Origin of the sequence: Marisediminitalea alba, assembly GCF_002993365.1 — a bacterium.
Taxonomy (GTDB): domain Bacteria; phylum Pseudomonadota; class Gammaproteobacteria; order Enterobacterales; family Alteromonadaceae; genus Alteromonas; species Alteromonas alba.
The window spans coordinates 70,300-94,108 of sequence record NZ_PVNP01000192.1 but is presented as its reverse complement, the minus strand read 5'-3'; the positions used below and the strand labels follow the sequence as shown (position 1 = coordinate 94,108).

Sequence of the window (23,809 nt, the reverse complement as noted above, 5' to 3'; positions counted from 1 at the left end):
GGCAGTATTGCCTTTCCATTTGCAGTTGAGGTGAGAGGAGAAGTAAGTAAATGTTAGGATACGATGATAAACGCAACTTTTTCAGGATGATGGTTAACTCTCCGTGTCAGTTACAAATAATCGATGATGAGTCGAGCCGGACGCTCCAGGCGGTGTGCAAGGATATCAGTGCAACCGGTATGTCGTTGGAAGTTGATGAGCCATCAATTGAAGTCGGCACCCAGGTGAGCGTTAGCATCGATTCAACCAGTTCGCAGATACCGTCGTTATCAGCAGTGGCTAAAGTGGTGCGTTGCGTACCAGAGTCTGATAGCAGTTGTATTGTGGGTGTTGAAATTTCTGAGATGAAATAAGATACGGTGATCTGGTTAAGCGCTACCTTTGGCGGGCAGCGCTGGATTCGTACGTTTCTTTTATTACTTACCTGCTATAAAACCACACAAACTAACCCTTTCAGATAATAGCCTTCCGGATAATTCAGACCCACCGGATGATCAGGCGCCTGCGACAAATGCTCAAGAATTTGCACCCGCCTGCCAGCATCCAGCGCCGCATCTGCGACAATTTTCTGAAACAGCGACTGCTCCATCAAACCCGAACAGCTGAACGTCAGCAAAATACCGCCGGGTTTAACCGCGTGAATGCCGTACATGTTGATATCTTTGTAGCCGCGGCAGGCCCGCTTAAGTGACGCTTTGCTGTCGACAAACTTGGGTGGGTCGAGGATCACCATATCGAATTGCTGTTGCTGGCTATGGTAATTGCGCAACACCTCAAAGACATCGCCTTTTACCTGGCTACACTGCTCGGGGGGAAAACCGTTTAGCTCGATATGGCGGCTGGCCATATCCAGTGCCGGTTGTGAGACGTCAACGTTAGTCACGTGGGAAGCACCGCCATTCAGGGCGTAACAGGCAAAGGTGCCGGTATAACTAAAACAATTCAGCACGCTGGCCTGCTCCGCGTAGCGGCTGGCGGCTAAACGGTTTTCGCGCTGGTCGAGATAAAAGCCGGTTTTATGACCGGTATGCGGGTTAACCAGAATTTTTACGCCGTGTTCAACGATTTCTACTTCTTCAGGGATGTCGCCATGCAGGGGCTGGATCAGCGGCTCGAGTCCTTCTTTCGTTCTGACATCCACATCACTGCGCTCCATAATAGCCACGTCAGGCAGTAACTTTTGTAGCGCCCAGACAATCTTACTGCGATGTTTATCGGCACCAGCACTAAGCAATTGCAGCACTGCCAGGTTGTTATACAAATCTATAGTTACGCCCGGTAACCCATCGGACTCGGCAGCAATCAGCCGACAGGCATTGGTATTTGCCTGCTGCATCAGGCGCTGGCGGAGCTGCCAGGCCTGTTCGATACGGCGCAGAAAAAACGCGTTATCGATGACTTCCTGCTGATTGAATGTCCAGATACGCACGCGTATTTGTGAAGATGGAGAATAAGCACCACGGCCTAACCATGAGCCGTCAGCGGCCACTACGTCCACCGTATCACCACTGCGGCAGCGACCTTTTACAGTTGCCACTGCACCATCGAATACCCAGGGGTGATGACGTTTAAGCGATTTCTCGCGACCTTCTTGTAATATAACGGTAGCAGGCATACTCTGACATTCTTCTTAAGTTCGACCGGCGCGCAGTATACTGGTTATTGCCGTTCACTGCACGGCCCGGTTTATTTGCCACAGGACTGGCTATGTCTGCTTCTGCCGTTGTTATCACCAATCATTTGCATGAAATGGATTTTCAAACCATTCATGAGTTTATCCGTAACAGTTACTGGGCGAGAAACATCCCCGTGTCTACTTTACAAAAAGCACTGCAAAATTCGCTGTGTTTTGCGGCGCTTGATGCGCAGCAAAATACTATCGGGTTTGCCCGAATGGTCACCGACAAAGCCACTTTTGGTTATCTGTCTGATGTGTTTGTGTTGCCTGAATGGCGCGGTCGCGGCGTAAGCCGTGAAATACTCGAAGCGGTAGTTGCCCATCCTGATTTACAAGGGCTCAGACGCTTTATGCTGGCCACCAAAGACGCCCATGGTTTATACACAAAATACGGTTTTTCACCGGTGGAAGACGCCAGTCCGTTAATGCAAATCTGGCAGCCGGATATTTATCAACAATGAGTGTTTTCATGCAATTTATTCAACATACCGAAGGTAACATGGAGTCGGGTTTGTCACTGCAAACCATCGAGTTACCTGTTCCTACAACGACTCAGGTGCTGGTTAAAGTCGCCGCGTTTGCGGTTAATCGCGCCGATTTACTCCAACGCGCAGGGCATTATCCGCCGCCCAAAGGCGAGAGCCCGATTTTAGGGCTGGAAGTAAGTGGGGTTATTGAGTCGGTTGGCGAGGCGGTGACCGACTGGCAGCCCGGGCAGCGGGTCTGTGCCATTGTTTCAGGTGGCGGTTACGCCGAGTATGTGGCTATTGAGGCCAGTCACCTGATGGCCGTTCCAGAAGCGCTATCCGATGCCGAAGCGGCCGGTTTAAGCGAAGTGTTCTTAACCGCTTACCAGGCCCTGCGCTGGGTTGGACAGTTGGACAATGGCCAGAAAGCCCTGATACATGCGGGCGCCAGCGGGGTAGGTCTTGCTGCTCTGCAACTGTGCAAGTTATGGGGCATCAGCACCGCGACCACCGCCTCATCCGCACAAAAACTGGCCGTTTGTGAAGCGGCCGGGGCCGAATTGCTGGTGAACTATAAGCAGCAGGATTTTGTGGCTGAGCTCAAATCGCACTGGCCTGAGGGGGTTAATATGGTGCTGGACATGGTGGCTGGCGATTACCTGAACCGTAATCTTAAAGTGCTCGCCACCGACGGCTCGGTAGTGTACTTGGCCATGATGGCCGGACGCTTTGCCGACAAACTTGATATGGCGCTGTTACTGGGTAAACGAGCCAGTGTGCGCGGCACCACACTGCGTAATCGCGACAATGACTATAAAGCCCGGCTGGTAGAGGCCTTTCGCCAGGATTGTTTACCCGCGTTTAGCAATGGTGAATTAAAAGTACCGGTTGATACGGTCTATACAGTGAATGAAGTCGAACAAGCCCATCAGCAGGTGCTGAACAACAATACCAGCGGTAAGGTTGTCATCAGCTGGTAATTTAGCGCTGGCCCTGGTTAGTCAGGGCGTCGCTACTTCGAATTTAATGTAAATTTTCAGGAGACGTTATGAGTGAACAATATGTCCCGCCTAAGGTCTGGGTAAATGACACTGCCGGTGGCAATAAGTGGGCGAACATCAACAGCCCGGAATCCGGTGCCCGTTTTGAGCGAGAACTGCCGGTAGGCGAGCATCCACTGCAGCTTTATTCGCTGGGTACGCCAAATGGTCAGAAGGTCACCATTATGCTGGAAGAGTTGCTTGCCGCAGGTGTTTCAGCCGCAGAGTATGATGCGTTCCTGATTAACATCGGTGACTCCGACCAGTTCTCATCGGGGTTTGTGGCGGTGAATCCGAATTCTAAAATCCCGGCGCTAGTTGATAAATCAGGCGATCAAGACGTGAACGTGTTCGAATCAGCGTCTATTTTGGTTTATCTTGCGGAGAAGTTTGGTCAGTTTCTGCCCGCAAAAGGTTTCGCCAGAACCCAAACCCTTAACTGGTTGTTCTGGGCACAGGGCTCCGCACCGTTTTTAGGTGGCGGTTTTGGCCATTTTTATGCTTATGCCGATGAGAAACAGGAATACCCGATTAATCGTTTTGCCATGGAAGCGAAACGCCAGTTGGATGTGCTGGATAAGCATCTGGCGCAGAATACCTATATGGCGGGCGATGAATACACTATAGCTGATATGGCTATCTGGCCATGGTATGGCTGTTTGGCCCTGGGCAATCTGTATAACGCCGCCGAGTTTCTGCAGGTCCATACTTATACTCATGTAAGGCGCTGGGCGGGACAGGTTCAGTCTCGGGAGGCCGTGCAGCGAGGCCGGATAGTAAATCGCACCTTTGGCGAGGAGTGGGAACAACTTCGGGAGCGCCATGAGGCTGCAGATATTGATAAAGTGCTGGCTAATAAGCCTGCTTAAGATGCCTGGTAGTAAGAATTATTTCATTAAATAGTTCTTTCAGATATAGGTTTTTGCTTACTTTATAGTGTTAGTGCATAAGGCTGTTTATAGATGGTTGCCGGAGTCGCCGGCAGCGACCAAAGGGTGTTGTGCGACCCGGTGACCGGGAACCACTCTAGACTCCCCGCAGCCCTTATCAGTGAAAAGCGTCATCGTCACTGACAGAACAAACTGGACCGTCAATGACGGCACATCCCTGTGCCGCATCGACTGAATCCTCATCCATGATGATTCTTCCAGTTTGTTATGTCTGCCAGTGACAATGACAACACTGAATAAGGGCACAAGTTCTTCTTTCTTAGACTTAAATACCAGGATGACCAAAAGTCACGTTTTCTGAATGCCGTGCCAATTGATTAGGGGTTATAACCGGTATCTTCTTTGGTCGGTGATTCGGCAGCGTTACGGGCTAAATCATCGCAGCGTTCATTTTCCGGGTGGCCACTGTGACCTTTTACCCAGTGCCAGTTTACTTCATGTTGCTGGATCACCTCGTCGAGGGCCTGCCACAGATCGGCATTTTTTACCGGCTTCTTGTCTTTGGTACGCCAGCCATTGCGCCGCCAGTTGTGGATCCACTGATTGATACCGTTCTTTACGTACTGACTATCGGTGGTGAGTTCCACCTGGCAGGGTTTAGTCAGTAATTTGAGCGCCTCAATGGTGGCCAGCAGTTCCATACGGTTGTTGGTGGTTAGCGTAAAGCCTTCGCTAATTTCTTTACGGTGCTTGCCATAAATTAAGATTGCACCATAGCCACCAGGGCCGGGATTGCCTAAACAAGAGCCGTCGGTATAAATATGCACAGATTGTTGGGCCACGGATTCTCCTTTTTTTAACCTCAAGCGTGGTCACTTGGCAGTGGCTTGGTATACTACCGCAATCAGCAATAAGATAAGAGTGGTTTATGCGTCAAATAGTACTGGATACGGAAACAACGGGTATTAATCCAAAAGAAGGCCACCGGATCATCGAAATAGGGTGTGTGGAAGTGATCAATCGCCGTCTTACCGGCAATCATTTTCATGTTTATATTAATCCCAAGCGCGAAATTGAACAGGAAGCCATTGAGGTTCACGGTATTACCAACGAATTTCTGGCTGATAAGCCGGTATTTGCCGATGTAGCCGGTGAGTTTATAGAGTTTATTCGTGGTGGTCAGTTAGTTATTCATAACGCGCCCTTCGACGTGGGCTTTATGGATCACGAATTTGCCATGCATGGCCCCACCGCGAGCGTAAAAACCAAAGAAATTTGCGGTGTGCTGGATACCCTGGTACTGGCCCGTGATATGCACCCCGGACAAAAGAATAACCTGGATGCGCTGTGTAAGCGTTATGGTATCGACAACAGCCATCGTGAACTGCACGGCGCATTACTGGATGCCGAGATCCTGGCCGACGTGTACCTGATGATGACCGGTGGACAGACCGATCTGAATCTTAGCGGTAACAATCAGGCCAATTCAGGCGGTGCTGAGGTGATCCGCCGAATTCCCCGTAATGGAAAAAAATTAAAGGTTATTCAAGCTACTGCCGATGAATTAACACAGCATGAGGCGCGTCTGGACCTGGTACAAAATCCAATCTGGCGCCAGTAAACCGGTGAATTTTGCCAACACAGGGCTAATTGGGTGAGCAGAGCATTACTGACAATCTTGAGTGTAGCACTGGCCTTTACGGTAAGTGCTCAGGAGCCTGCTGAGCAGGGGGCTGAGCCAGCGCCGGAGGCTACCGCTCGGCAAGCGGAGAGTGAATCACCCATTGCGCTGATTGGTAACGATTATGAAAATGGGATTAAGCTGCTGCAAAACCGTTTTCGTATCGATCACAATGTTAAGGAAGTCACCATGGTGTTCTTCCGGGAGTACGGCTCTGCGCCCGTGGTGCTGGTGCGCCCGGATGGCTCCAAGATATTCCAGTCGCAGGTAGAAGGCGAGGACATCTTCTGGTTCGATTCTGATACCTACGACATGATCAGCATTAAAAATCCGGTGCCCGGCCCGTGGCAGGCGGTAGGGCAAATTATCGAAGGTAGCCGCGTAATGGTGCTCTCTGACATTGCTTTGCATGCAGAGCCCTTACCTCCCATTTTATTTTCCGGTGAAATTCTCAAACAAACAGCCTACCTGACCAACGGTGATAAACCCATCGATTACAGCCAGTTTCGTGATGTGGTTGAACTGACCATTGATCTGGTGAGCACGAATAATCCTAATTACGATAATTTCGGTGCTGACGACCAGCAAATCGCGACGTTTGAAGATAACGGCCGCGGCATGGATGAAGCGCCGCTGGACGGCGTGTTTACCGGGCAATTTAATCTGAATGTACCGGCGGGTGAGTGGCAACCGGTTTTTCGCGTTACCACGCCTATGTTTACCCGTGAACAGGTCGATCCGCCACTCAGGCTTTATCCTAACCCGGTTAAAATAGACGTTGAACTCGACGGCGGCGGAAACGATTATCACAAATTGCTGATCGATGTAGACCGTGACCTGGTGGACATCAACACGTTACTGGTAGACGGTAAAGTACGCTATCCCAACGCCGACGTGCGCAACTTTTCACTCACAGAGTTGGGAGGTGATGTTCGCGAATACCTTATCATTGCCTATGATTACGGTATTTTCAGAGTAAAAATGACCGCTTATGGTAAAACTGTTAATGGCCGTGACTTTATTCTGGATGTGCCGGAGTTCACCTTTTTAGTGGCGGAACCTGAATTACCAGAGCCTGAGGTTACTGAATCGGCTGCCGACAACAACGTGGATGAAGTGATACCTGAGCAGCCGGTTATCAGTGACGAAGAAGAAGGTATGGACGACGACACCCTGATGATGTGGCTGATCATTGTTAACGGCAGTATTGTTGGCGTTGGACTGCTCGGTGCTATTGTGGTTATCGTCCTGAGGCGCGGTAAAGGCAAGGGAAGTGTGCAGCCAGCTAAAGCAAAGGCTGATGCGAAAGCCGCAGCTAAACCAGCCGAGGCGGCCAGGCCGGGATTCTTAGGCGGTCTGCTGGGTAAGTTCAAAAAGCCTAAAGATTAACCTGCAAGCGCCGGTTTTGCTGGCTTTTCGGCCAACGTGGCGAATTATCAGGCAAACGATTCAAAGAATGACATTTTCGTGAAAAAAACCGTTGACTCCTTTCGGGGTAATACGTATCATCTGCGCCGCAGTGAGGGACAGGGTTAAGCACTTACCCAAGTAACTTGCTGAAATGATTGAAAATGTGGAGCGGTAGTTCAGTTGGTTAGAATACCGGCCTGTCACGCCGGGGGTCGCGGGTTCGAGTCCCGTCCGCTCCGCCACTTTTCAGTTGTGACTAAAGGCTTTATGGAGCGGTAGTTCAGTTGGTTAGAATACCGGCCTGTCACGCCGGGGGTCGCGGGTTCGAGTCCCGTCCGCTCCGCCATTAGCCTGATTCAAAAAAGCGTATACCACTACGCATACCGTTGGAGCGGTAGTTCAGTTGGTTAGAATACCGGCCTGTCACGCCGGGGGTCGCGGGTTCGAGTCCCGTCCGCTCCGCCATTTCTCTATCGAGAATTAAATAATCCTTTTCCTGACATTTTAAGCTTATTACAAAGCAGTTTATTCTTTCCTACGCAAACCTCGCTGTCTCAGCTATATCTTATCTTCGCTAATTTAACCGTGCTGTGCCCTGACTGGTTCTATACCTTGTCTGTCCTATCGAGTACACTTGCAAACCTATGATAATAAATATTATCGCTGCATTTAGTTAAGAGGACAGCATGGCAGAAAAAGCGGTATTGGTTTGCCGGGACGTCACCAAAACCTATCATGACGGTAACGAAAAAGTATCGGTACTCAGTGAGGTATCATTTACCCTCGCGCGGGGCGAAAAAGTGGCGATTTTAGGTAGCTCAGGGTCCGGTAAAAGTACCTTATTGCATATTCTTGGCGGTCTCGACCTGCCCACCTCAGGGGAAGTGACCATTAATGGCCGCTCACTGGCGGGTCTTAACGCCAATCAGCTGGCCGCACTGCGTAATAATGAACTCGGCTTTATCTATCAGTTTCATCACTTGCTGGCTGAGTTCAGTGCTCTGGAAAATGTTGCGATGCCATTACTCATTGCCGGCACAGGTAAAGCCGAGGCAGAAAAACAGGCGGCGGCGCTACTGGAAAAAGTGGGCTTAAGCCACCGTTTAAGCCATCAGCCGGCAGCGCTCTCGGGTGGCGAACGTCAGCGGGTTGCTATCGCCAGGGCGCTCGTGAATAACCCGTCTATAGTATTGGCTGACGAACCTACGGGGAACCTCGATAAGAAAACCGGCGATCAGATATATCAGTTACTGTGTGAACTCAGTGAGCAAATGGGTACCAGCTTTATTGTGGTAACTCATGATATTGCCCTGGCCAATGCTATGGACCGAGTATTGCAACTCACTGATGGTTCACTGGTAGTCCAGCGGAGTGAGTCGTGAATCTCAGCTTACAACTGGCGCGCCGCTTTCGTCGCGGTAAAAGCAGTAACCGCTACATTTCCTTTGTATCGTTATCATCGACGCTGGGGATCGGCTTAGGCTGTTTTGTACTGATTATTCTGCTGAGTGTTATGAATGGCTTTGAACGTGAGTTACGCGAACGTTTGCTGGCCATTATTCCTCATGCCGAACTCTTCTCGATTAACCAGCAGGGCATTGTTGACTGGCGTGAATACCAGCAGGTACTGGGCGAAGATCCTCGCATCAGAAAAGTGGAGCCTTACACTAAAATTACCGGCATGATCCAACAGGGCAGTGCACTGAAAGCGGTTGAACTAACCGGTATACAAATAAACGCGGCGATTCCGACGCGCTGGCAAAACGAAATCAGCGATGCCGACTGGCAGCTACTTCGTGAAGGTCCCAATCAGGTTCTGTTGGGTAAAGGGATCCTGAATAAACTGGGGCTCGCCCCCGGTGATAAAATCAGTGTGGTTATTCCCTCTGTAACGGAAGATTTAACCTTTGCAGCCCCAAAAAATCTGTATCTCACTGTGGCAGGCAGTATTCAGGTGGGTGGCGAGCTGGATAACCTGATTGGCATTATGCATCTCGAAACGGCATCTGAGCAGGCGGGCATTAAATCCGGCGCGCAGGGGCTGCGTTTTCAGTTTTACGATCCTTTCGCCGCCTATTCGATTATCCGCGAGGTTGGCTACGGATTTCCTCAAGCGGTATATATGTCTGACTGGACCCGAACTCAGGGGCACCTGTATGACGACATCCGCCTGGTAAGAGTGGTGGTGTACATTGCCTTATCGCTGGTTATTGCAGTAGCCTGCTTTAACATTGTTTCGTCGCTGGTGATGGCGGTAAAAGAAAAACAGGCGTCTATCGCTATTTTAAAAACCATGGGCGCAACAGATAGTCAAATCCGTAATACCTTTGTTTTTCAGGGGTTGTTAAATGGCTTTATCGGGGTCTTCTGGGGCACGTTACTGGCGGTGATCACGGCGCCGAATTTGTCATTGATTGTGGCTAAGCTGGAAGACCTGCTGGGAATAAAAGTGCTGTCGGGCGATATTTATTTTATCGACTTTTTACCCTCGCAGTTGCAGGCAAATGATGTATTGCTAACTGTTTTAGTTGCTATCGTTCTGTCGGTACTGGCAACGCTTTACCCGGCACAAAAGGCCGCTGCAATACAGCCCGCCAGAGCGTTACATTAAAGAGCGTTTTAATCTGCGGCTAGTTGGAGTATGTGAACGTTGGATATGGGATTATTCGTTTTAATGGTGTTTATACTGCCGGCGTGGGTGGCATATCAACTGGCTAAATATGAAGGCATGGCGGTGACAATCTTATGCCTCGCGTTGCCTTTTGCAATTATTCACCTGGTGGCGATGAATGCCGATTTGTTAACATCTGACCAGACACCGCCAGTGAGCACTGGTGCACCGATGGGATCCGTGGTTTATATTTTGTACGGCATTCCCTCTGCAATACTGAATTTAAGTATCCGGCTGTTGGTAAGAAAACACAACAAACGGTGACTGCATGTCACCCTGGTAAGGTCAGGAAAACTGGCGTACCGAGGGAGTAAGACTTTAAAGGGGTCCCGGATAACGCCTTTGGCGTTTCCGGGACAAAGAAAGTGCTTAGGTAATCGGCGTAGTCCAACTGTTAAGGGGGGCCCGGATAACGCCTTTGCGTTTCCGGGATAAAGAAAGTGCTTAAGCACTTTCTTTATTTTTATCAAAGTGTTCGAAGTCTACGTCTTCCTGTTGATGGCCGGCGTCCGGATCGTTAAACACGGCTTCATCCAGATCACCTTCCGATTTTGCGATAATGGTTGCTACGGTACAGTCGCCGGTAATGTTTACCGCGGTGCGGGTCATATCCAGTAAGCGGTCTACACCGATGATAAGCGCAATCCCTTCAACCGGTAGGTTCACCTGTTGTAAAACCATGGCCAGCATGATCAGGCCAACCCCGGGCACGCCAGCGGTTCCCACTGATGCCAGCGTAGCGGTTAAGACCACCATCACATAGTCACCCAAAGACAGGTCTACACCATAAACCTGAGCAATAAACACCGTGGCAACACCCTGCATAATAGCGGTGCCATCCATGTTGATAGTGGCGCCCAGAGGCAGGGTGAATGAGGATACAGATTTACCAATGCCCAGTTTATTGCGCGCGGTTTCCATGGTTACCGGGAGCGTGGCACTACTGCTTGAGGTACTGAATGCAAAGAGGGCCGCATCGCGCATCTTTTGTAGCAGGATTAACGGGTTCATACCGCTGAAAACTTTGAGTAATACCGGGTAGGTCACCAGTGCATGAATAACCAGCACAGCCAGTACCAGGAAGAAATACCACAACAATCCGCCGATGGTTTCCAGGCCGATAGTGGCAAACAGTTTAGCCATCAGCACAAACACACCATAAGGTGCCAGATTCATGATAATGGTCACCAGGCGCATGATAACGGTGTTAACATCTTCGAAAAACGCGGCTAGTCGTTTACCAGCATCGCCGGTCATTGCCATGGCTACACCCAGTAAAACCGCAAACACAATAATTTGCAGCATGTTACCTTCGGCCATTGAATTGATGGGATTAGAGGGGAACATGTCCACAATAACCTGTGATAACGAAGGCGCTTCCTTGGCGACATAAGTGGTTTCGCTTTGCAGATTAAGCCCTTCGCCCGGGGATACCAGCAAACCGCCCATAATAGCCAGCGTAACGGCAATAGCGGTGGTGAGGATATACAGGCCAATGGATTTAGCCCCGAGCCGGCCAAGCTTAGATGGTTCAGATAAACTGCTGGTACCGCAGATCAAAGAAACAAAAACCAATGGCACAACAAGCATTTTCAGGCTCGAAATAAAAATTTGCCCGAGCGTTGAAAATATACCTTCGACCAAAATGCCATACGTGGAAACTTCCACTGAGAATATCGAAAACCGCAAATCTCCGCTATCATCAAATATAAATTGAAGCAGCGCACCAATAATGATTCCGGCTACCATGCCGATAAAGATCCGTGCAGTTAAACTGTACTTGTGTGAAGACTGAGACATGTAAATTCCCTGAAATGTTATTTTATTTATAGTTCTTAGTTAGTGTGCCAGATTCATAGCAGTTTTAAATACTTAAAATGACCCAATAACGGTAAAGAGGTCCGGGAAGACGATGAAAATGCAATCTCTACGCTTAATAGCCGCCACATGGGCACTATTATTACTAGTTGCCTGCGGAGGCGGTGGTTCAGTCTCCAGAGAAGAGAATACCGGGGGCAATACGCCCGATCCTACTTATTCTGTGAGTCTTGCACTTGCCGACAGTAACGGTAATACCAGTACGTCACTCACCGGTGACTCACCACTCATCCTGTCAGCCACTGTTACCGACAGTGGCGGTAGCCCGGTTGCTAATACGGTAGTGACCTTTAGCTTTACCGTTGCCAACCTGGCCCGCTTTTCAAACGATACGGGCACGGCGCTGACCAACGATGAAGGGGTGGCGACCATTACCCTTATTGTGGGAGAACTATCTGGCTCCGGTGCGGTAGAGGCGGCGCTGGAAACCGGAGAGACGGCCCGTATTGGCTTTAGTTCCAGTGGCACCACGGCCAATGTGGAAACACCGGAATCTCTTGAACTGTTTGCCAGTCAGTCACAGTTATCCTCAAGCGGCTCAGATGAAGTAGAAGTCTGGGCAGTGGTTAAGAATGCACAGAATATCCTGCTCGACGGTGTCAACGTAACATTCTCTGCCGACAACAACGCCGCTATTGCTGAAACGCAGCCTGTCACCGATGAAAACGGCACGGCTATTGTGATGTTGCGTACCGGTGGCGACAAGGAAAACCGCACTATTAACGTTACCGCGACGGTGAGTGGCGAACAAACGCTCATACAAACCCTGAGCATCAATGTGGTGGGAACGGAAATCGAGATTAACGGCACTACATCAGCAATCATCGGCGACAGTGTCAGCCTTACGGTCAGCCTGCAGGACTCCGACAACGTGGGCATCGCCAGTGAAACACTGACGTTGCGGGTGGAAGATGAATCAGGAACCGACGTGACGGCCACCACGCTGGATGATGCAGCACCGCAAACCAGTGCTGAAGGGCGCGCTACGGTGGCCTTTACCGCGCCTGCTGCGGGCACCTTTACGGTATTCGCTAACGCTCTTAACACTGAAAGCAGCTTCGCTATTGAAGTGCAGCAGGATGAGTTTGTGTTTGTTAATGCACCGGATGTGAATGATGTTGATCAGGATATTCCGCTTAATACCGATTACAATCTACAGGTTAGCTGGTTACGTGACGCGGCACCATTTGCCGGCGGTTCAATAAGTTTTGCTATTTCACGTGGTTCAGTGGTAAGCGCAGATGCGGTGACCGATGGCAGTGGTATCGCAGATCTTACGGTAAGTTCAGGTAATGCCGGACTGGCAACTATCTCTGCCACCGGTACAGATGGCGCAGGTGTGCAGGTCTCCACGCAAATTGAGATTGCCTTTATTGCTACCGATGCAGAAACCATTATCGTAGATGCTACGCCGGACTCGATTGGTCCTGACGGTCAGACCAGCACCATTTCTGCTGTGGTTCTGGATGCCGACGGCAACCGGGTGCGTAACAAGCTGGTTAACTTTGAAGTCAATGATGTGTCTAACGGTAATCTGACCGACGCTCAAAGCCGCACAGACCGTCGTGGTATTGCCACAACCGTTTATGAGTCTAACGCGGTGAGTACCTATCAAAGTGTTGAAGTGCGTGCTTATGTAAACGATGAGCCAACGGTTGAAGATTCTACCTTACTCACTGTGGGTGACCGTCCTTTTGATATCTCTTTAGGCACCGGTAACCTGATTGAAGCACCGCAGCAGTCTTCTTACCGCAAAGAGTTCTCGGTATTTGTTACCGATGCTGACGCAAACCCGGTTAGCGGCGCAGCGTTAACCTTTAGTGCTACGCCGGTGGCTGAAACCACTAATGATGCAGCTTATGCTAAAGGCTACTGGCTATGGGATGAGGATGATTCTATCTACTACTCAGTGACAACCGCTGTCTGCGCGAATGAAGATTTGAACGGCAATGGCCGACTGGATGCAGGTGAAGATTTTAATGGTGACGGTCAGCTTACCCCGGGTAACGTAGGCGCTATTGATGCCGATGCCAACACCGATGAAAACGGTCAGGCCCTGATCAACCTTAACTATCCGAAACAATATGGTGCATGGGTACAGTTGGCCATTAGTGCCCGCGGTGAGTCATCCGGCACAGAGTCGGTGGATTCAATGAATTACTGGCTGAGCGTGTCTACCGAAGACCGCTCTACACAAGGGGCGCCGCCACCTTCAAGTCCCTGGGGTGTAAGTGCAAATTGTGGTGATACTCTGTAAGCAGTGACTGAGACCAATAAAAATGCCGGCAATTGCCGGCATTTTTTTGCGCTGATGATTATGCTTGCTGGAACGGATAAACCGACCCCAGCTTTAAGATTTGCGTTAGTTCATCCAGTGCCGTGCGAGACTCAACCAGCAGCTGCGGATCGCACAGATCCTGCTCGGTTAAGCGGTCACGGTAATGCTTGTCTACCCAGCTATTGAGGCGGGTAAACAGCGCATCATTCATAACGGTACTCGGGTTGACGGCGGCCAGTTCGGCGTCGGTCAGGGCAACGCGCAGACGCAAACAAGCCGGTCCACCACCATTGCGCATGCTTTGCTTTACATCGAAGTAATTAACGCTTTTGATGGGGGTATCACGGTTAACCAGCTCAGCCAGATAAGCGGCAACAGTGGCGTTTTCTTCACACTCTGACGGCGCAACAATGGTCATATTACCATCGGGTAAGGTGAGTAGTTGCGTGTTAAACAGATAGGTTTTAATGGCGTCCTGCAGGCCAACCTCATCACTTTTTACCTTGATAAAGTGGAGCGGTTTGTCGCCGAATTTGGCTTTTACCTCAGCCAGTGCAGCTTCACTGTTATAAAAAGCAAGCTCATGATAAAAAAGCACATTTTGATTACCTACGGCGATCACATCGTTATGGAATACGCCCTGGTCGATGACCTCGGGATTTTGCTGGATATACACCACACTTTCGTCGCTCAGACCATGCAACCGGGCAACGGCCTGACAGGCCTCAAACGTTTGTCGGGCAGGGTAGCGGGTTGGCTGGGGCAAATCATGGCGGAACGCATGACGGCCGTATACAAAAACCTCAACACCAGCATGGCCATAGGCACTGCATAAACGGGTGTGGTTGGCCGCGCCTTCATCGCCGAAATGGTCATTGTCAGGCAAGTGAGCGTGATGAGCAAAGTATTTGCTGTTGGCAAAGGTTGCCTTAAGAATATTGCCGGTGACCTGTGGCTCTAATGAGCGGTGAAATTTACTGGTCAGGTTGGCAGGCGTAAAATGGACCCGGCCATCGGCGGTATCGGCACTGGGTGAAACGGTGGCGGCATTGGCGGTCCACATACTGGAGGCCGAGCAACAGGCCAGAAACACTTCTCTGGCCTGAGCGGCTGCCTGTTCCAGCACTTTGGCATCGCTGCCTGCAAATCCCAAACGGCGCAGGGTAGCGATATCAGGGCGTTCCTGGGGTGCCAGCACGCCCTGTACCATACCCATATCAGCTAGCGCTTTCATTTTCTGCAGGCCCTGTTTGGCGGCTTCCTTGGGGTTGCTGATAGCATTCGCATTAGAAAAAGAGGCGACATTGCCAAAAGACAATCCGGCATAGTTATGGGTAGGGCCAACCAGCCCGTCAAAATTCGCTTCACAATGTTGCATGACAACCTGCCTTAATTTTTAGTCATTTGGTACACATGTTGTTGAGCAAAGGGGCAGAATAACCAGACAGCGCCTATGATTACGCTATATATAAGTACAACTTTTTTTTATTTAAGTGTTGTAATTTCTGCCGTTATTTGCGACAACCCGGCGCATTATACGTGTTTTAACTACGCTGCCAATCGCAGTGGTTAAAAAATACACTATTTTGGGTGGGTGAAAAATAAACTTTACGAATAAGTATGAAGAAGAACTTGTTTTCCATTCACTTTGTAGATATATGTTAAAAAAAGAAGCGCCAGACTATGTGAGTGTAATTGCCTTATTTTCTTCCTGGTTTGCTATCTAAAATTTAAATTATTCAAAGGTTTAATTCTTATTTATGACAAAATCACTAGTCATAGTCGAGTCTCCGGCCAAAGCCAAAACAATAAATAAATATCTTGGTAAAAATTTTATTGTTAAATCTTCCGTGGGCCACGTACGCGACCTGCCGACCAGGGCGCTCGGCAAGGTGGAGCCGAAAAAACCAGCCAAAGAACTGAAAACATTGTCTGACGATGCCAAGTCCAAATACCTGCGTGAATACGAGTATAAAAAGCTGGTTGACCGCATGGGGGTCGACCCTCAGCAAGACTGGAAAGCGCACTATCAGGTGTTAGAGGGCAAGGAAAAGGTCGTTAACGAGCTGAAAAAGCTCGCCAAGGATGCTGACACCATCTATCTCGCAACGGATTTGGACCGCGAGGGGGAGGCCATTGCCTGGCATCTGCAGGAGATCCTGGGCCAGAAAGGCAAAACCTATCAGCGGGTAGTGTTTAATGAGATCACCAAAAACGCCATCAAGGAAGCCTTTGAACATCCGGGTGATGTCAATCAGGACCGCGTAGAAGCGCAACAGGCACGTCGTTTCCTCGACCGTGTGGTGGGCTTTATGGTGTCGCCGTTGTTGTGGAAAAAGATAGCCCGCGGATTATCCGCCGGACGGGTACAGTCGGTAGCTGTGCGTCTGGTCGTTGAGCGCGAGCGTGAAATTAAGGCCTTCGTGCCGGAAGAATTCTGGGATGTGCATGCCGACCTGACCACCGCAGCCAGTGATGCACTGCGCATGCAGGTGGTAAAAGAGAGCGACAAGCCGTTTAAACCAGTTAATAAAGCGCAAACTGATGAAGCGCTGGCGGCGCTCAAGCCGGCTGACTATGAAGTGGTTAGCCGTGAGTCCAAGCCTACCCAGAGCCGTCCGTCGGCACCGTTTATCACTTCTACCCTGCAACAGGCGGCCAGTACCCGTCTCGGTTTTGGGGTAAAGAAAACCATGATGATGGCGCAGCGGTTGTACGAAGCGGGTCATATTACCTATATGCGTACCGATTCAACCAACCTCAGCCAGGAAGCACTGGATGCCTGCCGTGGTTACATCGACGATAACTTTGGTGCTAAGTACCTGCCAGCCTCTCCAAATCGCTACGGTAGCAAAGAGGGCGCACAGGAAGCTCACGAAGCCATCAGACCGTCTAACGTAAATACCCTGGCCGCAACACTAAAAGACATGGAACGCGACGCACAGCGTCTCTACGAGCTTATTTGGCGTCAGTTTGTGGCCTGTCAGATGACACCGGCCAAATATGATGCTACCACGGTGAAAGTAAAAGCCGGTGAGTTTGAGTTGGTCGCCAAAGGCCGGGTACTCAAATTTGATGGCTGGACCAAAGTGCAGCCACAGAAAAGCAAAAAAGGAGAAGAAGACAAACTGCTGCCGGACGTTAACCCTGGCGATAAGCTGGCGCTTAAACAATTGGATCCGAAACAGCACTTCACCAAACCAGTGGCGCGTTTTAACGAAGCCTCGCTGGTTAAGGAACTGGAAAAGCGGGGTATCGGTCGGCCGTCTACCTACGCCAGCATTATCTCAACCATTCAGGACAGAGGCTACGTACGCCTTGAAAACAAACGGTTTTATGCTGAAAAAATGGGTGAGATCGTCACCGATCGCCTGATGGAAAACTTTGATGGCCTGATGAATTACGATTTCACCGCTAACATGGAACAGCAACTGGACGAAATCGCCGAAGGTCATGAAAACTGGAAAGCCGTACTGGATAAGTTCTACAGCGACTTTTACAGCAAGTTGCTACAAGCCGAACAGGAAGCCGAAGCGGGCGGTATGCGCCCCAATCAGGCAGTACCGGTAGACATTAACTGCGATAAGTGCGGTCGTCCTATGAACGTGCGTACGGCCAGTACCGGCGTGTTTTTAGGCTGTTCTGGTTACAACCTGCCGCCGAAAGAGCGTTGTACCAATACCATGAACCTGACCTCCGGTGAGGAAGTGGTTAAAGTCGACAACGACGACGAACAGGAAACCGAAGATTTACGCGCTAAACGCCGCTGTCCGGAGTGTGGCACGGCCATGGACAGTTATCTGGTTGATGAAACCCGCAAACTCCATGTTTGTGGTAATTCACCAGCATGTCCGGGGACTTACGTTGAAGCCGGTACCTTTAAAATTAAAGGCTACGATGGTCCGTTGATTGAGTGTGACAAGTGCGGCAGCGACATGGAGCTCAAAAACGGTCGTTTTGGTAAGTACTTCGACTGTACTAACAGTGAATGCAAAAATACCCGTAAATTATTACGCAGCGGTGAGCCTGCACCACCGAAGGAAGATCCGGTTGATTTACCGGAGCTAGAGTGTGAGAAAAGTGACGCTCACTTCATGCTCAGAGACGGCGCCTCCGGTATTTTCCTGGCCGCCCATAATTTCCCCAAGTCGCGGGAAACCAGAGCGCCTAAGGTGGAGGAGCTGGCCCGCTTCCGAGATCGTATATCGCCCAAGTTTTATTACCTGGCCGATGCACCGAAAACCGATCCGGACGGTAACCCGGCAATTGTTCGCTACAGTCGTAAGACCAAGCAGCAATATGTCATGACCGAAGATGCTAAGGGCAAAGCCACCGGTTGGTCTGCCTGGTATCAGGACGGTAAATGGCAAGCCAGAGACACTAAGAAAAAGTAGGCAGACACCGATTATGGCATCATTACAGGACCAGTTGCTCAAAGCCGGTTTGGCAGATAAGTCCAAAGCCAAACAGGCCAGAGCCGATAAACGTAAAAAGCAAAAACTTAAAAACAAAGGCACTGCGGTTGGTGAGGACGAAAATAAACTGGCCGCTCAGCAGGCCGCTGAAGCAAAAAAGCAGCGTGATCGCGAGCTTAATCAGCAGCGTCAGGCGGAGCTTGAGAAAAAAGCCGTGGTGGCGCAAATCCGCCAGCTGATTACGGTAAACCAACAGCCGAAAGGCAATGGCGATACCGTTCTCAACTTTACCGACAACAACGTGGTAAAGCGGATGTATGTCAGTGACGCAGTGCATAAGCTGGTGGTGGATGCACGCTTAGCAGTGGTCAGACTGGACGATGACTATGCGCTGATACCGACACCAGTTGCTGATAAAATTGCCGAACGTGATGCGAACGTGGTGATATATCGTGCCGATCTTCGTGAAGAGAATAAACAAAAATCTGCCGAAGATGATTGGTATGCAGAGTACGAAATTCCGGATGATTTAACCTGGTAAAGGCTATTTTTCAGGACTAAGAAAGCCCGCGTTATGCGGGCTTTTTGATGGTGACGGTTTATTGTAATGAATTGCCCACGCCGATAAGAATGGTCGACAATACGAGCAAGGAGATGCCCACTAGCAGTAACATTCTGCTCTTGCGATTTGCGCCTTTCCATTCCATTAATGCCAGCCCCCACAGGGTTGAGAAAATAATGATACTGGCCATGTGAATGGTCCAGCTGGAAAACTCATAGTCGCCCATATGACTTTCGCCCATGGTGTAGAAGAAAAACTGAAAGTACCAGAAGGATCCCCCCAGCGCTGCCAGCAGGTAGTTTTTGAGAACCCGGTTAGAAGCCAGTCGCTGGTTATTTTGCTGCGTATGGCCGGTAAATTCAGCTACCGAACGATTTTTGTGGATCAGCCAGGCGCACCACAGGGCGTTGGTGGTTAACCCGCCAGCCAGGACTACACAGAGTACCGGCAAGCCTTGCCACAGATGGTCGGTGCCGGCGGCCAGCGTGAGTTCGCGAATAGGTTTACCGGCGGCAATGCCAAACGCAAAACACGACGACATCACCCCTGAAAAGAGCGCAATTATCAGGCCTTTCTTCATATCAATAGCGTCTTCAGACTGGCTGCCCAGACTGCGGTTTTTCTCGGCTGTGGCCCTGGCTACTAAAATGACGCCGAGTAAGGTTAAAAAGGTGCCTAATACGGCAAACTGGCCACTTGGTGTAGCCAGCACCTTACCGATAGTACCATCGAAAACCGGTGGTCCAAGGGTGCCTAAAACGGTGGTCAGACCCAGTACAATCGCCATGCCGGATGAGATCCCCATATACCGGACCGCCAGACCGAAAGTCAGACCACCAAAGCCCCAGCCCAGCCCCCATAGGAAGCATTGTTGTAATACACTGAATGACGTTGTACTTAATACCTCAAACAATTGTTGGGTTTGTACCCAGGCAAACAGCCAGGGGCAAATCAGCCAGCTAAAAATCCCACCGGTTAGCCAGAATATTTCCCATGACCAGCCTTTGATCCGTTTATACGGTACATAGAAGCTGGCAGAAAATAAGCCTCCCAACCAATGAAAGAACACCCCAAGCAATGGATTCTGCATTATTCCTTACTCCTGCTTTACTTATTGTTTTGTAATTTTTAGGTGAACAATTTACAAAAAATACACATGCAGGGAGAGAATACACAATTAATAAACATTTATACACAAAAATAATCACAAATAATCATTATTGTGTAATTTTATGATTGAAGTTGATTGCTTTGGGTGGGGAAGATGCTGAGATGGTAGAGCTGGCAAGGAAACACCAGCCCCGCTGAATGATTAACTCAAAGGTACATTAAGGCGCTATTTTGTGAGTCGCCAGCTGTTCATAATAAGGCTGAGCTTCTTTCAGTACCCCTTGCAACGCATCGGGCAGTTCCGGTATGGGGGGCTCGGCCGGTGCGAAGCCAGTACTTTTCCAGACTTCCGGATACCAGTGCTCTGCCCAGGCACCATCATTGGGATGGCCGCCTTCAGACCAGTTGAGCATGGCCGGGTCCCAGGGAATACCAATGGCATTACACAGCTTTTCCAGCATCACCGGTGGATTCTGACGAATATCCGAGGAGTCTACGACGATAGGATACTGACCCGACTCCGAGACAATTTTATTAAATAGCTCACACTGGGCGCGGATACCGATATCTTCCAGACAGGGTGCACCGTTCTTTTTATGGTAGCTGGTGATCACCCGCGCAGGATGACGGATTAAAAACACATTACACACTTCTGATAGCCAGTCTAGCGGAAACGATTCAAGCATATGATGGGGCATGTGTTTCTGGTAAAAAACCGGTTTGTTTTCTGGGGTAGGGCCAATACATCGTTTTGCCACTGCCACCGGGTCGGTCTCTTCGCGGGCAAAAATCTCATCCTGCATAGGATGCACCCGGTCGCTGTGTTTCAGGTAGGGCGCATAAAATGGCTCATCCCATACCGCACAATCGGCGCGGGCGCCAAAAGCATACATCATGGCGGTAGAGAGATTGCGCGGGCCAGACCACATGGCTATTCGCATGGGTAACTTCCTTTTTATCTGTTACCGGCCACTACTTGCTGACCGGTGGTAAATGCACGATACCGGCAAGCATAATCGGGCGGGCGGTACTTTTTCAAGTCTATTTTTAATATTTTATACAATATAATATTTTGTTTTGCGAGCAGGAAAATGCTAGGGTAACGCCGTGATTTACTTGCTTTTAATCGTTTATGCTGGTGAGCGTATGTTGAACACCGGGTTTATCGGTTAAAAGGTATGGGCTGAAGTATACTTCATTGGTCACAATAAAAGTGTCAATTAAAACAGCAATGAGGAAGCCATGCAGGAACATAAAGCGGGCGGCGCACATGCCTCCATCGATGACGAACGTAATCAGAATATTTTAATTTATATCAACGGTGAGCTGGTGCCCCGGGATCAGGCTAAAGTGTCGGTGTACGACAGTGGCTTTATGCTGGGGGACGGCGTATGGGAAGGCCTGCGTTTACACAAAGGCAGGTTTTCTTTTATTGACGATCACCTCGACCGTCTGTTTGCCGGTGCCAAAGCGCTGGATATGGACATCGGCAAAAGCCGTGACGAACTGAAAGCGGCGCTGCAACAAACGGTAGATGCCAATGGTATGACCGATGGCGTGCATGCCAGACTGATGGTTACCCGGGGGCCGAAGAAAACCCCTTATCAGGATCCGCGTCTGAGCCTGTGGGGGCCAACCATAGTGATCATTGCTGAATACAAGTCGCAGGATTTGGTGCCGGTGGAGAAGGGCATTAACCTGTTTACCGTTCACGTGCGTCGTGGCCACCCTGATGTTCAGGATCCGCGCTTAAATTCACACAGTAAAATTAACTGTATAACCGCAATGATCCAGTCCTATAAAGCCGGTGCTGATGAAGCTCTGATGCTTGATCCTCATGGTTTTGTCAGTACCTGTAACTCAACTAACTTCTTTATTGTTCGTAAAGGCGAAGTGTGGACCTCCACCGGTGATTACGCCATGAAAGGCATAACCCGGCAGAAAACTATCGACGTATGCAAGGCCAACGGTATCCCGGTATTTGAAAAGAACTTCTCCCTGGTGGATGTGTACAGTGCCGATGAAGCGTTTGTTACCGGCACTTTTGGCGCACAAACGCCGGTGGTCGATGTTGACGGCAGAACCATCGGTGAGGGCAAACCCGGTGCCATGGTGAAAAAAATCCGCGAGCTGTATCACGCCATGGCAGAAGCGCAATAAACGCCTGGTTTATTGGTTTGTGGTCAGGCAGCTATCCCAATAGGGCGTGTCGCCATAAAAATCGGCAGCAAAGTTTATAAAGGCTCTGACCTTGCTGGCCAGCAACTGCCGGTGCGCATACACCGCATATAAATGCAGCGGCTCGGGCTCGTTGTCACGCATAATGAGTCTGAGTCGGCCGGCATTTACTTCTTCAAAGCAAATAAACGTGGGCTGCAAAACGATTCCCTGACCTAACGCTGCCGACTGACATAAAAACTCACCATGATTACAGCTCACCGTACCAAGGCTGCGATGAGGGCGCTGATTTAAACACTGATGGGCGGCCGGGCTGTTGTCGTTATCCAGTAAGCTGTAGCGCAGATAATTGTGTTCAATCAGATCTTCCATGGTTTTTGGCTCCCCATATCTGGCCAGATACTCCGGTGCGGCGCACATCACCAGATTAATGTTAGTCAGGCGTTTGGCGATCAGCGAAGAATTTTTCAGGTGACCAATTCGCAGCGCCACATCAAAGCCTTCTTCAACAATATCCACTTTTCGATCGTTCAGGTGCAGGTCTACATCCACATCGGGGTACTGTTGTTGATACTGATTAATAAGCGGCGCCAGATGGCGGGTAGAGAACGCTACCGGCGCACTGATGCGTAATAAACCGTGAGCTTTATGCTGTAAGTCGCCCAGCTGATTTTCCATGGCGTCTATTTCATCAAGTACCTGACTGGCTCTGGGCAGATATTGCTGGCCGGCTTCGGTCAGGTGCACCTTACGGGTGGTACGGTTGAGCAGACGCGTAGACAGATGAGCTTCAAGTTGCGAGACGTACTTACTGATCAGCTGGGGTGACTTGTCGAGCTTATCTGCCGCTGCACTAAATGAACCGCTGCGAGCCACCATCACAAATGCCCGCATTGCATCTAATCTGTCCATAATTTTAATTATCAATAAAATGTTGATAGTTACTCTATTTTAACCCTCTTAATAAATCAATATGTGGATAGTAAAGTATCACCATCGAGTCGGAACAACACAGGGTTGTTTCCACATTCACCTACTTTGATGAGAGAGATTTATTATGAAAGTATTAATTACTAAGTTAGTCAGTTCAGATGCCGGTATCGCAGCATTCATTTTACGGGTTCCGGTTGGTCTTACGCTGGCGGCCCACGGTGCACAAAAGTTATTTGCCTGGTTTGGCGGCTATGGCCTTGAAGGCACCGGACAGTACATGGCGAGCCTGGGACTGGAGCCGGGTTTCCTGATGGCCTTGTTGGCAGGCAGTGCAGAGTTCTTTGGTGGTCTGGCCCTGGCGCTGGGTTTACTGACCCGTCCTGCCGCCGCAGTCAGTGCATTCACTATGCTGATTGCCATCTTCAGTGCACATATCCCAAACGGTTTGTTTTTATCTAACGGTGGTTATGAATACGCACTGGTACTGTTTGCAGTCACCGTTTCGCTGGCAATTACTGGTGCCGGACGTCTGGCAGTCGATAATGTGATAGCCCGCGCTCTGACAACCAAGTAAACACAGCACCCACAGTAATAGCTGCCAGGCTTGTCCTGGCAAGC

The 23,809-nt window shown here is 49.9% G+C and carries 21 protein-coding genes and 3 tRNA genes; 17 read left to right on the top strand and 7 right to left on the bottom strand.

The window, feature by feature from the left end:
• The first annotated feature begins 50 nt into the window (after positions 1-50).
• Positions 51-353 (top strand): PilZ domain-containing protein, encoded by a 303-nt coding sequence (locus C6Y40_RS18380; protein ID WP_105935860.1) that lies wholly within the window; start codon positions 51-53, stop codon positions 351-353.
• Between the two features lie 74 nt (positions 354-427).
• On the opposite strand, the gene C6Y40_RS18375 is transcribed toward C6Y40_RS18380, so the two are convergent.
• Positions 428-1,615 carry a class I SAM-dependent rRNA methyltransferase gene (locus tag C6Y40_RS18375; RefSeq protein ID WP_105935859.1) on the bottom strand — a complete coding sequence of 396 codons (1,188 nt, stop codon included), beginning with the start codon at positions 1,613-1,615 and terminating at the stop codon, positions 428-430.
• 92 nt (positions 1,616-1,707) lie between these two features.
• On the opposite strand from C6Y40_RS18375, the gene C6Y40_RS18370 reads away from it, so the two are divergent.
• The 3 genes from C6Y40_RS18370 (at position 1,708) to yghU (ending at position 4,054) form a co-directional block, all read left to right on the top strand.
• A complete protein-coding gene (locus C6Y40_RS18370) occupies positions 1,708-2,139 on the top strand; it encodes a GNAT family N-acetyltransferase (protein ID WP_105935858.1) in 432 nt (143 codons plus the stop codon).
• A gap of 8 nt (positions 2,140-2,147) precedes the next feature.
• Positions 2,148-3,125 carry an NAD(P)H-quinone oxidoreductase gene (locus C6Y40_RS18365; protein WP_240622011.1) on the top strand — a complete coding sequence of 326 codons (978 nt, stop codon included), beginning with the start codon at positions 2,148-2,150 and terminating at the stop codon, positions 3,123-3,125.
• Between the two features lie 68 nt (positions 3,126-3,193).
• A complete protein-coding gene (gene yghU / locus C6Y40_RS18360) occupies positions 3,194-4,054 on the top strand; it encodes a glutathione-dependent disulfide-bond oxidoreductase (RefSeq protein ID WP_105935856.1) in 861 nt (286 codons plus the stop codon).
• 398 nt (positions 4,055-4,452) lie between these two features.
• Here the strand turns inward: yghU and rnhA are convergent, their stop codons facing one another.
• On the bottom strand, positions 4,453-4,917 hold the full coding sequence (gene rnhA / locus C6Y40_RS18355) for a ribonuclease HI (protein WP_105935855.1): 465 nt from the start codon (positions 4,915-4,917) through the stop codon (positions 4,453-4,455).
• 86 nt (positions 4,918-5,003) lie between these two features.
• On the opposite strand from rnhA, the gene dnaQ reads away from it, so the two are divergent.
• The 8 genes from dnaQ to C6Y40_RS18315 all read left to right on the top strand — a co-directional run bounded on the left by dnaQ (position 5,004) and on the right by C6Y40_RS18315 (position 10,101).
• Complete coding sequence (gene dnaQ / locus C6Y40_RS18350; RefSeq protein ID WP_105935854.1) at positions 5,004-5,696, top strand: DNA polymerase III subunit epsilon; 693 nt, start codon at positions 5,004-5,006, stop codon at positions 5,694-5,696.
• Positions 5,697-5,729: 33 nt separating this feature from the next.
• Positions 5,730-7,145, top strand: a complete 1,416-nt coding sequence (locus C6Y40_RS18345; RefSeq protein WP_105935853.1) for a TIGR03503 family protein — start codon at positions 5,730-5,732, stop codon at positions 7,143-7,145.
• Positions 7,146-7,331: 186 nt separating this feature from the next.
• A tRNA-Asp gene (locus tag C6Y40_RS18340) sits at positions 7,332-7,408 on the top strand.
• Positions 7,409-7,435: 27 nt separating this feature from the next.
• Positions 7,436-7,512 (top strand) — tRNA-Asp (locus C6Y40_RS18335).
• A gap of 42 nt (positions 7,513-7,554) precedes the next feature.
• A tRNA-Asp gene (locus C6Y40_RS18330) sits at positions 7,555-7,631 on the top strand.
• Between the two features lie 221 nt (positions 7,632-7,852).
• Positions 7,853-8,548: a lipoprotein-releasing ABC transporter ATP-binding protein LolD gene (gene lolD / locus C6Y40_RS18325; RefSeq protein ID WP_105935852.1), complete on the top strand. Its 696-nt coding sequence runs from the start codon at positions 7,853-7,855 to the stop codon at positions 8,546-8,548.
• On the top strand, positions 8,545-9,777 hold the full coding sequence (locus C6Y40_RS18320; protein ID WP_105935851.1) for a lipoprotein-releasing ABC transporter permease subunit: 1,233 nt from the start codon (positions 8,545-8,547) through the stop codon (positions 9,775-9,777). Before lolD ends, C6Y40_RS18320 begins: the two co-directional genes overlap by 4 nt.
• A gap of 63 nt (positions 9,778-9,840) precedes the next feature.
• Positions 9,841-10,101: a hypothetical protein gene (locus tag C6Y40_RS18315; RefSeq protein WP_146129606.1), complete on the top strand. Its 261-nt coding sequence runs from the start codon at positions 9,841-9,843 to the stop codon at positions 10,099-10,101.
• A gap of 180 nt (positions 10,102-10,281) precedes the next feature.
• Here C6Y40_RS18315 and C6Y40_RS18310 read toward each other — a convergent pair whose 3' ends face one another.
• A complete protein-coding gene (locus C6Y40_RS18310) occupies positions 10,282-11,637 on the bottom strand; it encodes a dicarboxylate/amino acid:cation symporter (protein ID WP_105935849.1) in 1,356 nt (451 codons plus the stop codon).
• Between the two features lie 112 nt (positions 11,638-11,749).
• Here C6Y40_RS18310 and C6Y40_RS18305 point away from each other — a divergent pair, with 112 nt between their 5' ends.
• Positions 11,750-13,972, top strand: a complete 2,223-nt coding sequence (locus tag C6Y40_RS18305; protein ID WP_240622010.1) for an Ig-like domain-containing protein — start codon at positions 11,750-11,752, stop codon at positions 13,970-13,972.
• Between the two features lie 58 nt (positions 13,973-14,030).
• Here C6Y40_RS18305 and astB read toward each other — a convergent pair whose 3' ends face one another.
• Positions 14,031-15,371 carry an N-succinylarginine dihydrolase gene (astB, locus tag C6Y40_RS18300; RefSeq protein WP_105935848.1) on the bottom strand — a complete coding sequence of 447 codons (1,341 nt, stop codon included), beginning with the start codon at positions 15,369-15,371 and terminating at the stop codon, positions 14,031-14,033.
• 382 nt (positions 15,372-15,753) lie between these two features.
• Here astB and topA point away from each other — a divergent pair, with 382 nt between their 5' ends.
• Complete coding sequence (gene topA, locus C6Y40_RS18295; protein WP_105935847.1) at positions 15,754-18,387, top strand: type I DNA topoisomerase; 2,634 nt, start codon at positions 15,754-15,756, stop codon at positions 18,385-18,387.
• Positions 18,388-18,400: 13 nt separating this feature from the next.
• Positions 18,401-18,949 carry a DUF2058 domain-containing protein gene (locus tag C6Y40_RS18290; protein WP_105935846.1) on the top strand — a complete coding sequence of 183 codons (549 nt, stop codon included), beginning with the start codon at positions 18,401-18,403 and terminating at the stop codon, positions 18,947-18,949.
• A gap of 58 nt (positions 18,950-19,007) precedes the next feature.
• On the opposite strand, the gene rhaT is transcribed toward C6Y40_RS18290, so the two are convergent.
• Together rhaT and C6Y40_RS18280 are read right to left on the bottom strand one after the other, a co-directional pair.
• Positions 19,008-20,060 (bottom strand): L-rhamnose/proton symporter RhaT, encoded by a 1,053-nt coding sequence (rhaT, locus tag C6Y40_RS18285; RefSeq protein ID WP_205664797.1) that lies wholly within the window; start codon positions 20,058-20,060, stop codon positions 19,008-19,010.
• A gap of 238 nt (positions 20,061-20,298) precedes the next feature.
• Positions 20,299-21,021 (bottom strand): sulfotransferase-like domain-containing protein, encoded by a 723-nt coding sequence (locus C6Y40_RS18280; protein ID WP_105935844.1) that lies wholly within the window; start codon positions 21,019-21,021, stop codon positions 20,299-20,301.
• A 301-nt stretch (positions 21,022-21,322) separates the two neighbouring features.
• Here C6Y40_RS18280 and C6Y40_RS18275 point away from each other — a divergent pair, with 301 nt between their 5' ends.
• Positions 21,323-22,240 carry an aminotransferase class IV gene (locus C6Y40_RS18275; RefSeq protein WP_105935843.1) on the top strand — a complete coding sequence of 306 codons (918 nt, stop codon included), beginning with the start codon at positions 21,323-21,325 and terminating at the stop codon, positions 22,238-22,240.
• Positions 22,241-22,249: 9 nt separating this feature from the next.
• Here the strand turns inward: C6Y40_RS18275 and C6Y40_RS18270 are convergent, their stop codons facing one another.
• A complete protein-coding gene (locus C6Y40_RS18270) occupies positions 22,250-23,170 on the bottom strand; it encodes a LysR family transcriptional regulator (protein ID WP_105935921.1) in 921 nt (306 codons plus the stop codon).
• Between the two features lie 145 nt (positions 23,171-23,315).
• On the opposite strand from C6Y40_RS18270, the gene C6Y40_RS18265 reads away from it, so the two are divergent.
• Positions 23,316-23,765: a DoxX family protein gene (locus tag C6Y40_RS18265; protein ID WP_105935842.1), complete on the top strand. Its 450-nt coding sequence runs from the start codon at positions 23,316-23,318 to the stop codon at positions 23,763-23,765.
• Positions 23,766-23,809 lie beyond the last annotated feature (44 nt).